This is a genomic window from Methylosinus sp. LW3, from assembly GCF_000527115.1.
In the GTDB taxonomy this organism is placed as follows: Bacteria; Pseudomonadota; Alphaproteobacteria; order Rhizobiales; family Beijerinckiaceae; genus Methylosinus.
Window position 1 is genome coordinate 979815 of sequence record NZ_AZUO01000001.1, and the last position, 11119, is coordinate 990933.

Genomic DNA, 11119 nt, shown 5'->3' on the forward strand with positions numbered 1-11119 from the left:
GCGCGCGTCAGCGCGCCCGTTCGACGACGCCGACGATCGGCCCCATGGGGCGGAAGCGATCGTGTCGCGACAGCGTCGGCGCATAGAGCGCCGAGATCGAGCCGTCGAGGAAGAGCGCGTCCGGACATTTCAAACGCTCGCGAAAGAGAGTCGCGAAAGCGTGGAACGTCACCGGCTGGTTGGAGATGGCGAAAGCGACGATGTGGCCGTCGCGCACGCCGACTCCATTGCGGATCTTCATCGACGTTCCAGTGTCGTGGATGCGCGGATTGACGCGTCCGCCGAGGACGAGCATCGGCCCCGATTGCGTCGCATAGGCGGGATGCTGCCGCTCTTTGAGAAAACGCTGCGTCTCGGTGACGCCGGCGCGGGCGCCCTCCACCCAGAAAATCCCATTGGGCTTCATATGGAAATTGCCGGCGCCCGAATGGGTGTTGGCGCTTTTCTCCATATGGCCGCCTTCGACATAGAGCCCGATCGGCAGGCGCCGCTCGTCATACATTCCTGCGTTCATCGCGAAGAGGAGCTTTTCGCCCTTCTGCGCGAGCGCGGCGTCGAGCGCCGAGAAGGAGCCATAGACCTCGCCTTTCGCATCGGCGAGGAAGAGGCGAATGGAATCGCCGCGCGTGTCGAAGACGCAGATGGTGTAGCTCGCGCCCGCATCCTCCACATCCTGGCAAGGATTGCGCGCCGCCGCGGTCGCGGGCGAGACGAAGAAGAGCAAGAGGGCGAAGGGCAGGAGGCGGCGAAGCGGAATCATGCGCCGATCATAGCATGACCGCCGCGCCGCCCGCAGCGTCAGCTGCGCGCATCGGGCGGCGTCGCCGCGCCGGGGCCGAGCGAGCGCTGCAAGATCACCGAATCTGTCCAACGGCCGAATTTAAATCCGACGCCGGAAAGATATCCGGCCTGCCGAAAGCCGATCGCCTCATGCAGCTTCAGCGACGCCTCGTTGGAGGCGTCGACATAGCCGATCATTTGCCGAAATCCCGCCGCCGCGCAGGAATCGACCAGCGCTTGCAGCAACAGCCGGCCGACGCCGCGATGCAAATGGCGCGGATCGACATAGATCGAATGCTTGACGACATAGCGATAGGCCGGCCGCTTGCGAAACGGCACGACATAGGCGTAGCCGAGGACGGCGTGCTCATGCTCGGCGACGAGATGCGGCAGCCGATGATTGCCCATATTCTTGCGCCGGCGCTTCAAATCCTCCTTCTGCGGCGGCTCGTAGAGCGGCGCCTCGGACGGATCGAGCCCTTTGCGCACATGCTGAAGATAGATCGCCAGCATGGCGTCGACATCATCGTCGCGCGAGGGGCGCACGAGGATCGTCGCGCGTTCGGCACTCGCTTCGATCATGCTCATTCCTGCACCACATAGGTGTAGAGCCGCATCTTCGCCTCGCCGTTCCACTGCTTGTAGAGTCCCTGAATCTCATAATCGAAGCCGGGGAAGAGATTGGCGCTGCGCTCGAACATGCGCAGATAGTCGAGCATGGGCCGCGCCTGAACGCCGAGCCGCTCGCCTGGAACGATCGTCGCAATGCCCGGCGGATAGATGACGAAGAGCGTCGTCGCTATGCGGCCGTCGATCTCGTCGATCGGCAGGAAATCCACCTCATTGCGCACGAGGCGCAGATAGGCCTCGCGCGGCGTCATCGCCATTTCGGGGAGATGCTCCTGCCGGAATTGCGCCTGCTGCAGCGAGCTGGCGTTCGCCTCTTTGAAGAAGCGATGCATATCGCCGCAAAGATCGCGCAGCCGCACGCCCCTGTAGCGCGCGGAGCGGCGCGCGACAAATTCGGGGATCACATCCTGCAGCAGCGCATTGTCGTCATGCAGGCGCTTGAAGGCGACGAGCGAGGAGACGAGCGTTCCCGCCTTGCTCGATTCGACGCCCGGCGTCAGCAGAAACAGCAGAGAGTTGAGGTCGTTCTTCTCCGGCACGATGCGGTTCTCGCGCAAATATTGCGCGACGATCGGCGCCGGGATTCCATGATCGGCATAGGCGCCGGTCTCGCGATCGAAGCCTGGCGTCAGCAGAGTGAGCTTGGCCGGATCGGTGATCGCAAAGCCCGGCGCCATATTGGAGAATCCATGCCAGCGCGCATCCGGCGCCAGCGCCCAGAAGTCGGGATTGCGCGCGAGCTGATCGGTGGAGACGCTCTCCCAGGGAACGCGATGCGCGCCGGATTCGCGCGCCGCGTCTGGAATGGAGACCCAATCGGGCGCGAAAGGATCGAAGAACCAGCGCCGCGCCGGGTCCTGCTCCTTGGCCTCGAACTCGCGCCGCACCGCGCGCAGCTTCTTGCGCAGCTCTATGCCGAGCCGGATGGTGTCGTCCCACAAAAGCTCGCCGGAGCGGCCCTTCATCATTTGCGCGCCGACATCCAATGATGCGAACAGCGGATAGAAGGGCGAGGTGGAGGCGTGCTGCATGAAGCCTTCATTGAAACGGCGATGCTCCACGCGCCGCCGCTGGCCCTTTATATGGCGATCGCGCACATGGATTTGCGAGGCCTGCGAGAAGCTGGCGAGCTGCTTATGCGTCGATTGCGTCGCGACGATTCCGGGCGAGGCCTCCGTGAGATTCTTGAGCCCCATCGCATAGCGTCGCTCATAGAGCGGATGAAACTTCATGAAGCCGGCCCAGGCTTCGTCGAAGAGAATGTAATCGCACAAATGGCCGATCTTGCTGACGATCCATTCGGCGCTATGGATGGTGCCGTCATAAGTGCATTGCTCGATGACGGCGGCGCGGAAAGGCCGCTCCTTGCGCCAAGCGTCCTTGTCCTTCACCAGAGGATTGGCGCGAATGCGCTCGCGCAATTTGTCCTCGTCGAAGGCCTCGTGATCGATCGGCCCGATGAGGCCATGGGCGTTGCGCGTCGTCGGCAGAAAGATCGGCACGCCGCCGCCGAGCAGCAAGGCGCCATGATGCGCGGCCTTGTGATTATTGCGATCGAACAGCACGAGATCGCCCTCGGCGACCAGATTGGTGAGCACGACCTTATTGGAGGAGGATGTGCCGTTGAGCACGAAATAGGTCTTCTCGGCGCCGAAGATTTCCGCCGCCGCCTTTTGCGCGGCGAGCGCCGGCCCTTCATGCGTCAACAGATCGCCGAGCTCGACGACGGAATTGTCGAGATCGTCACGGAACACGGCCTCGCCCAAATGCTCCATGAAGATGCGGCCGATCGGGCTTCGGCTATAAAAAATGCCGCCATTATGGCCGGGGCAGGTCCATAGCTGATTGCCTTCCTCGGCGTAATCGACGAGCGCGCCGAAGAAGGGCGTCTTCAGCGTCTCCGCATATTGCTTCAGCCGCGAGACGAGATTTTTGGCGATGAATTCCGGCGTCTCCTCGGCGAGGAAGACATAGCCGTCGATGAAATCCAGCACCTCGACCGGAATATCCTCGAAGCGCTTGCGACGAATGAGCAGCACGATCGGCATTTCGAGGCCGCGCTTGCGCATGAGATCGATGAGCGAGGCGGTCTTGCCCTCGAGGCCTTTCTTGCCCCAATCGACGACGAGGCAGCCGATGGCGGCGTCGGTCTGCACGACGATCTCGGCGTCCTCCACGCGGCGCGCGCGCACGACCTGAAAGCCCATGCTCTCGATCGCGGCGATGATCTGACTGACGCGCAGCCCCTCGAGGTCATCGGCCTCGAAATTGGGAGCGGAGAAGAGGAATGTGAAGCGACGGGAGAAGTCCATTCGAATCGGCCTGTGGCGCTGACGAGGAAGAGGAGGAGCCCCGCACTCACAGCCTTGTTCGATGACACAATCGTGACAGCGCTTTGCGGCGCCGCAGAGCAGGCCTCCGCTTCGGCTGGAAACGCCGCGGAATTGCGTATCCGCCGCTTGCCGCCGGCGTGACCGCGGACTAAGCTATATAACAGACCTATATAGCGTGTCGGGGAGAGTTCGGCCATGCGCATCGGCGTGTTCTGCACCTATGAAAACCCTGTTCGCGACTATAAGGCCTGCTTCGACGCGCAGACGCGCCTCGTGCGCCGCGCGGAGGAGGTCGGCTTCGAGGAGGCCTGGGTCGCCGAGCATCATTTCGACGATGACGCCGTCAGCCCATCCATATTGACGCTGCTTTCCTATCTCGCCGGCGTCACCTCGCGCGTGCGGCTCGGCTCGGCGGCGGTGCTGCTCGCTTTCCGCAATCCGATCCAGGTGGCGGAGGATGTCGCGACCATCGACGTTCTCTCCAATGGCCGTTTCGATTTCGGCGTCGCCAAGGGCGGCCCCTTTCCAGCGCAGAACAAGCATTTTCACGCGGCGAAGGAGGAGTCGCGCGACATGACTCTCGAGGCGCTCGAGCTGATCGAGCGTCTGCTCTATGAGGATCGCGTCACTTTCTCCGGCGCGCATTTTCATGTCGATGATCTCGCGCTCTACCCCAAGCCCTTGCAAAAGCCGATTCCGACCTGGATCGCCACATCGACGCCGTCAGCGATCGAATATGCGGCGCGCAAGGGCTTCGGCCTAATGGCGGCCTCGCTTGTGCCGATCGCCAAGATCGAGCAGGCGGCCGCCGCCTATCGCGCGACGGGGCCAGCCGCCGATCCGCGTCTTGCTCTGGCGCGCTTCTATTATGCCGCCGAGACGCGTGAGAAGGCGCTGGCGGAGGCGCTGCCCTTCATCGCGCGTTTCGCCGATCGCATGCGCGGCATTTTTCTCGCGCAAAATGCGCTGGCCTCTTTCGATCCGGAGGAGATCGTCGAGCGCTCGCTCATCGGAAGCTATGAGGAGCTCGCTGAGAATATCGTCGGCATTCATCGGCGGCTCGGCGTGGGCTCGCTGCTGCTGAAGCCGGCGACGGCGAACGAGTCTCTCGCGCTTGCGAGCCTCGATGATTTCGCGGCGAAGATTCGCCCGCGCATAGAGGCCGCGCTCGCCTGAGCGGAGCGCGCTCGGCTCAGGGCGCGGCGTTCTCGGCGAGCAATCTCTGTATCGTCTCCAGCAGCCGCTCGACGTCGGCCGGCTTGCCGAGCTGCGCGCTGTTTTGCAGCGGGATGCGGACGGCGTCCTCATCCGCTGTGGCGCCGCTCAGGACGAGCGCCGGAAGGTCGCGATTGAGCAGCTCGCGCAGGCGCCGCACGACGAGCGGCCCCACCACGCCATTGGGCAGATGATAATCGATGATCACCATGTCCGGCCGGGCGCGGTCGCCGACGACGATCTTGGTCGCAGCGTCGCCGTCTGCGGCGGCCAGCACCTCATGGCCCTCTGTCGTCAGCAGCAGCTCGAGCGAGTCGAGCACATCGGCGTCGTCGTCGACGACGAGAATGACGCCTCTGCGCGACGGCCGCGCGCCGACGCCGAAGAGCGCGTCGCCGCAGCGTAGCGGTTCCGATCGCCCGTCGACGCCGCGCGAATCGTGGAGCGGCGCCTCGATCGCGCAGCGACGCGGCAGCCGAATGTGAAAGCATGTGCCGCGCGAATCATCCGATTCGAATTCGATCGCGCCGCCATGCGCCAGCACGATCTGCCGACAGATGAACAGGCCGAGGCCGAGGCCACGCATGCGGTCGCTGCTGGCGAAGGGTTCGAACAGCGCGTCGCGCAGCGCGCTCGGCACGCCGCGTCCGCCATTGCAGACGTGGATCACGACAAAGTCCGCCGCGCCGCCGTCGATCCGCAGCGAGACCGGCGCGCCGGGCGGGCTGTGCTCGACGGCGTTGCCGAGGAGATTGGAGAGAAGCTGCAGAATGCGGTCGACATCCCAGGCGCCGTCCATGTCGCCGTCGAAATCGAGCCGCAGGGCGCGCCCGCGTCCGCTGAACTCATCGGCGATCTGCTCGACGACGCGCCGGAAATTCGCCGCGGCGGGACGGATGGCGAGGCCGCCGCCCATTCTGATGCGCGTCAGATCGAGAATCTGCTCGATCATCCGCGCCATGCGCTGGCCGCTCTGGCGAATGAGCTGCAGCGCCTTGCGCAGATCGTCGTCCTGCGCAACGCTCAGCGAGCGCTCGGCGGAGGTGAGTATGCTCTGCAGCGGATTGCGCAGATCATGCCCGAGAATGCCGACGAACATCTCGCGCATGCGTTCCACTTGCAGAAGCTGCTGGCGCTGCCGCTCCAGCGTCACGAAGACGTCGACCTTGCTGCGCAGCACCTGCTCGTCGATCGGCTTGAACAGATAGTCGACGGCGCCGACCTCATATCCCTTGAACATGCGCGAGACGTCCGGCGAATGCGCGGTGACGAAGACGATCGGCACATAGCGCGTCTTCTCCACGCCGCGCATCAGCGTCGCCAGCTCGAATCCGTCCATCTCCGGCATGTTCACATCGACGATGGCGAGCGCGATGCTGCGATCGAGGAGAATGTCGAGCGCGGTGCGGCCCGATTGCGCGGTGACGATGTCGAACGCGTCGCAACGCAGCAGCGCCTCCATCGCGATCAGATTCTCCGCGAAATCATCGACGATGAGAACGACCGGGAGCTTGGACGTGCGGCCCGAGTCGAAATCGGGCGTCGACGACCGCCGACGCCCGGACGGGTTCGAGGAGTTTTCGATCGCTCTCATCATTTCACCCGATAGATGTGCTCGTCAGCCGAAAGAATCTCTAGAGAAGACGCATGACGTGAGAAGGCGAGCGATTCATTCGGCCCGAGGCCGATGAAGCCGCGCGCGCAGAGCGACTCGCGAAACAGGCCGATCGCGCGATCCTGCAGCGTTCGGTCGAAATAGATGAGCACGTTCCTGCACGAGATGAGGTGCATTTCGGCGAAGGCGGCGTCGGTCGCGAGGCTGTGGTCGCAGAACAGGATGCGCTGCTTCAGAAAGGGCGCGATGGTCGCATAGGCGCCGCGCGCGACGAAATAGTCGGAGAGCGCCGCGCGTCCGCCGGAGCCGTGGTAATTCTCGGCGAAACCGCCCATGCGGAAGAGCTCATAGGCGCCGGCCTGCGCGATCGCCATGCTCTCCTTGTCTATGTCGGTCGCATAGACGAGCGAGCGCTCGAGCAGCCCTTCCTCGTGCAGGAGAATGGCGATGGAATAGGCCTCCTCGCCGGTTCCGCAGCCCGCCACCCAGAAGCGCAGCGAAGGATAGGTGGCGAGATGCGGCGCGACCGTCTCGCGCAGCCCGCGGAAATAGCAAGGATCGCGGAAGAGATCGCTCACCTGTATGGTGAGATGGCGCAACGCTTCCGTGAAAGCGCCCCTGTCGTGGACGATGCGGTCGAGAAGATCGGTGATCGTCGCGCATCGCAGCGCGATCTGAGCGCGGGCGACGCTGCGGCGCAGAGAGGAGCGCGCATAGCCGCGAAAATCATGCTGATAGAGCCGGAATATGGCCTCCAGCAGGAGGTCCAGCTCGATCTCGGCTTTCTCATCGGAGTCGAGAAGGATCATTTCGGCATCCATACGCGGATCAGCGACAAGAGCTTCTCGACGTCGATCGGCTTGGAGATATAATCATTGGCGCCGGCCGAAAGACATTGCGCGCGATCGTCGGGCATGGCCTTGGCGGTGAGCGCGATGATCGGCAGAGCGGCCTTGTCCTCGCGCTCGCGGATCGCGCGCATGGCGGCGAGCCCGTCCATCTCCGGCATCATCAGATCCATCAGCACCAGATCGATCGTCGGATCGCGATCGATGCGCTCCAGCGCTTCTTTGCCATTGCGGGCGATCTGCACCGTCATGCCTTCACGCTCGAGCACGGCCGTCAGCGAGAATATATTGCGCACATCGTCCTCGACCAGCAGCACGTGGCGGCCGTCGAGAACGCTGTCGCGGCTGCGCGCGATCTCGAGCATATGCTGCTGCTCGGGCGACAGCTTCGATTCCGCCTGATGCAGGAAAAGAGTGGTCTCCTCTATGAGCCGCTCCGGCGAGCGCGCGCCTTTGATGATGATGGATTTCGACAGGCGCCGAAGCTTCTGCTCCTCGTCCATGCTGAGCGAGCGCGCGGTGTAGATGATCACCGGCGGCGCGACGCGCGTCTCGTCGCGGCTCATGCGCTCCAGAAACTCGAAGCCGCTGACGCCGGGCAGCATGAGGTCGAGAACCACGCAGTCGAAGGGGCGCGCGTCGATCTCGCGCGAGGCGTCCTCGGCCGTCGCGACCGCGACGATCTCCACGCCGGCGGAAGACAAGAGCTCCATGAGAGCGGTGCGCTGCACGCCCTCGTCCTCGACGATCAGGATCGACTTGTCGCGATCGAGCCGGTCCTCCAGCAGGCGGAAGGCGGAGACGAGCTGCTCGCGCTTGGCCGGCTTCAATATGTATCCGACGGCGCCCATCTCGCGCGCCACTTTCTGATAATCATGCATCGAGACCACATGGATCGGCGCATGGCGGACCGCGGGGTCGCGCTTCAGCAGCTCGAGCACGGTGAGGCCCGACTGGTCCGGCAGGCCGATGTCGAGCAGCACGGCTTGCGGACGGAAGCGTCGCGCCAGCGTCAGCGCGTCGCCGGCCGAGCCTGCGACGATGCATTTGAAGCCGAGCTCACGCGCGAGATCGCGCAATATTTCTGCAAAGGCGGGATCATCCTCGACGATCAGCGCCACGCGGCGTGAATCCGTGATCTCGTCGCGATCGTCCGATATCGGCGCCGGCGCGGGCGCCACAGGCGACGGCGGCGGCTCCTCGCGTCGCACGGCGAGAGCCGCCGCGCCATCGGCGCGCAGCGGCAGCAGCAGGGAGAATGTGCTGCCCTGTCCCGGCGTGCTGCGCACGCTGAGCGCGCCGCCCAGCAGCTCGGCGAACTCGCGTGAGATGGAGAGGCCGAGGCCGGCGCCGCCGAACTTGCGGTTGATGCCGCCATTGGCTTGGCGAAATACCTGGAAGATCGTCTCCTGCTGATCGACCGCTATGCCGATCCCCGTGTCCTCGACGACGAAGGCGACGCGCTGCGCGCTCTCGCGCCGCACGATGAGGCGCACGCCGCCGCGCTCGGTGAACTTCACGGCGTTGGCAAGAAGATTGGAGAGAATCTGCTGCAGGCGCTGGCGATCGGTTTCGATCATGTCCGGCGCGCCGGGCTCGACGGAGATGGAGAATTGCAGCCGCCGCTCGGCCGCGAGCGGCTCGAAGCGCCGCTCGAGATCGGCGAGCAATGTCGAGATCGCCGTCGTCTCCATGTCGAGCTCGATCTTGCCGGCCTCTATCTTGGAGAGATCGAGAATATCATTGATGAGCACCAGCAGATCATTGCCGGCGGAATAGATGCTCTGCGCATATTTGATCTGCTCGGGCGCGAGATTGCCGTCGCGATTGTCGACGAGCAGCTTGGCGAGAATGAGCGAGCTGTTGAGCGGCGTGCGCAGCTCATGCGACATATTAGCGAGAAATTCGGATTTGTAGCGGCTGGCGCGCTCCAGCTCCACGGCCTTCTGCCGCAAGGCGGATTCTGTCGCCAGCAGATTCTCCTTCTGCAGCTCCAACGCCCGCGTGTGCTCTTCGAGCGTGTCGTTGACCTGACGCAGTTCCTCCTGCTGCGCGGTGAGCTCCTCGCCTTGCGCGCGCGATTCCTCCAGCAATTGCTCTATGCGGCCGCGCGCCTCGGCGGAGCTGATCGCCTGTCCGACGCCGCTCGAGACGAAGTCGAGAATAGCGAGACGCTTCTCGCAAAAAGGCTTGATCGCGCCGAGCTCGATGACGCCGCGCGTCTCCCCTTCGTGCAGCAGCGGAAAGATCAGCAGATGGCGGGGCGGCGTCTGCCCGAGCCCCCAATGAATGGCGAGGCCGTCCTCTGGAATGTCGGTCACGACGATGCGTCGCTTGTCCAGCGCGACTTGGCCCACCAGCCCCTCGCCGAGCCGCCAATGCTCGCGCATGCCGGAGGCGCCGGCATAGGCTCCGGCGAGCCGCAGCGTCGCGCCGCCATCCTCGGCGACATATTGCGCGCCGACCTGCGCGCTCAATGCGCGGCACAGCAGAGCGAGCACGCGCTGCGCCAGCTCGCGCATCGTCGGATTGCCGCTCATCGCCTGGGACAGCGCGGTCTCCTGCTCGGCGAGCCACATTTGCCGGTCATTGCGCTCGGCGGCCTCCCGCAGCGCGCGCGTCATCGCCTGCAGCGATTTGCCGAGCTGATCCTTGTCGCTGCGCGGCGAAGGCTGCGCGGAATAATCGCCGCCGGCGATCGTCTCCATCTCGCGGGCGACTCCGCGCAGGCTGTCGACGAGATCATTGAGCGATAGGCCGAGAATGTCGCTGGGGCCGGCGAGATCGATATGGCGCTCGAGATCGCCCTCCGTCACCGCGCGCATGACGCTGGCGACATGATGCAGGCGCTCGCGATGATCCTCGAGATTTTGCGCGGTGAGCGCGCCATAGGTGTCGACGACGACGGCCGAGTCGAAGGCGATGAGCTTGCGCACGGAGAGAGCGGCGGTCGCACGCGCGCGCAGCCGCTCGTCGTTCTCGATCGCGCGGCGCAGCCAGGCGGAGACGAATTCCATGGCCAAAAGATAGATGAGCAGGCCGAGCTCGATGCGCGCATGCGTGCGTCCGATGACGCGTCGGCGCTCCACATAGGCGTCATCGACATTGGCGGCGAGAAAATCGGTCCAATATTCGTTTTGCTGCGCCTTCACGCGCTGCAGCATGCGCGGGTCGGCGAAGAAGCGCGCGAAATCCGAGAAGCCGCGGAGCCAGGCGTAGAAGTCCTCGATCAGCTCCGGCACGCGCGCGGAGAGCGTCTCGCCGACGAAGCGGATATCCGCGAATGTGGACTCGTCGAGCCCATGCGAGGCGCGCAGCGAGTCGTGATCCACGAGGAAGGCGGCGCTGGTCTCGCCCGGCGACATCAGCGTTCCCCTCGCGTGAAGGCGCCGGCCGAGGCGCGCCAGAGTCTTTCGAGATCGTCGCGCATCGGCAGTGTCCGCATAGGGTTGATAAAGAGTTAATGTCTCAAATGAATCGGCCGAGCGAGCGCCGAGGCCGCCGCGCGGGAACGATTGGTATAAACGTGACGTGGCGCCGTCAATAGGCCGGCGAGGCGCGTCTTTCCCCGGCGGAGAACGGGCCGACCGCGCATCATAGAATGAATTCTATGACATTTCGGGAAAAATGCCCGATTTTTTTAGACGATTGTCCCTCGACAGCGCGAGCCGCAGAGGCGAAAGTTCAGCGCCGCCGCG

Annotated in this window: 7 protein-coding genes; 1 reads left to right on the top strand and 6 read right to left on the bottom strand. The window is 64.3% G+C overall.

Annotated elements, in window-relative coordinates; translation table 11 throughout:
* Nucleotides 1-7 precede the first annotated feature (7 nt).
* The 3 genes from METLW3_RS0104810 to METLW3_RS0104820 are packed head-to-tail and all read right to left on the bottom strand — an operon-like array spanning nucleotide 8 to nucleotide 3722.
* On the bottom strand, nucleotides 8-760 hold the full coding sequence (locus METLW3_RS0104810; protein ID WP_024878839.1) for a phosphodiester glycosidase family protein: 753 nt from the start codon (nucleotides 758-760) through the stop codon (nucleotides 8-10).
* A gap of 38 nt (nucleotides 761-798) precedes the next feature.
* The gene (locus METLW3_RS0104815) at nucleotides 799-1368 is read right to left on the bottom strand and encodes a GNAT family N-acetyltransferase (protein WP_024878840.1); all 570 of its coding nucleotides are present in this window, start codon (nucleotides 1366-1368) and stop codon (nucleotides 799-801) included.
* A complete protein-coding gene (locus tag METLW3_RS0104820) occupies nucleotides 1365-3722 on the bottom strand; it encodes an Orn/Lys/Arg decarboxylase N-terminal domain-containing protein (RefSeq protein WP_024878841.1) in 2358 nt (785 codons plus the stop codon). Before METLW3_RS0104820 ends, METLW3_RS0104815 begins: the two co-directional genes overlap by 4 nt.
* Before the next feature lie 216 nt (nucleotides 3723-3938).
* On the opposite strand from METLW3_RS0104820, the gene METLW3_RS0104825 reads away from it, so the two are divergent.
* Complete coding sequence (locus METLW3_RS0104825) at nucleotides 3939-4919, top strand: LLM class flavin-dependent oxidoreductase (RefSeq protein ID WP_024878842.1); 981 nt, start codon at nucleotides 3939-3941, stop codon at nucleotides 4917-4919.
* Between the two features lie 16 nt (nucleotides 4920-4935).
* Here METLW3_RS0104825 and METLW3_RS26725 read toward each other — a convergent pair whose 3' ends face one another.
* The 3 genes from METLW3_RS26725 to METLW3_RS0104840 are packed head-to-tail and all read right to left on the bottom strand — an operon-like array spanning nucleotide 4936 to nucleotide 10786.
* On the bottom strand, nucleotides 4936-6555 hold the full coding sequence (locus METLW3_RS26725; protein WP_024878843.1) for a response regulator: 1620 nt from the start codon (nucleotides 6553-6555) through the stop codon (nucleotides 4936-4938).
* Nucleotides 6552-7382 carry a CheR family methyltransferase gene (locus METLW3_RS0104835; protein WP_026597848.1) on the bottom strand — a complete coding sequence of 277 codons (831 nt, stop codon included), beginning with the start codon at nucleotides 7380-7382 and terminating at the stop codon, nucleotides 6552-6554. The genes METLW3_RS26725 and METLW3_RS0104835 overlap by 4 nt, the downstream gene beginning before the upstream one ends.
* Nucleotides 7379-10786: a response regulator gene (locus METLW3_RS0104840; protein ID WP_024878845.1), complete on the bottom strand. Its 3408-nt coding sequence runs from the start codon at nucleotides 10784-10786 to the stop codon at nucleotides 7379-7381. The genes METLW3_RS0104835 and METLW3_RS0104840 overlap by 4 nt, the downstream gene beginning before the upstream one ends.
* Between the last annotated feature and the right edge of the window lie 333 nt (nucleotides 10787-11119).

Excerpts from the sequence above, each read along its gene's own strand:
- METLW3_RS0104810 (WP_024878839.1), bottom strand. The coding sequence starts at position 760 with ATGATTCCGCTTCGCCGCCTCCTGCCCTTCGCCCTCTTGCTCTTCTTC.
- METLW3_RS0104815 (WP_024878840.1), bottom strand. The coding sequence starts at position 1,368 with ATGAGCATGATCGAAGCGAGTGCCGAACGCGCGACGATCCTCGTGCGC.
- METLW3_RS0104820 (WP_024878841.1), bottom strand. The coding sequence starts at position 3,722 with ATGGACTTCTCCCGTCGCTTCACATTCCTCTTCTCCGCTCCCAATTTC.
- METLW3_RS0104825 (WP_024878842.1), top strand. The coding sequence starts at position 3,939 with ATGCGCATCGGCGTGTTCTGCACCTATGAAAACCCTGTTCGCGACTAT.
- METLW3_RS26725 (WP_024878843.1), bottom strand. The coding sequence starts at position 6,555 with ATGATGAGAGCGATCGAAAACTCCTCGAACCCGTCCGGGCGTCGGCGG.
- METLW3_RS0104835 (WP_026597848.1), bottom strand. The coding sequence starts at position 7,382 with ATGATCCTTCTCGACTCCGATGAGAAAGCCGAGATCGAGCTGGACCTC.
- METLW3_RS0104840 (WP_024878845.1), bottom strand. The coding sequence starts at position 10,786 with ATGTCGCCGGGCGAGACCAGCGCCGCCTTCCTCGTGGATCACGACTCG.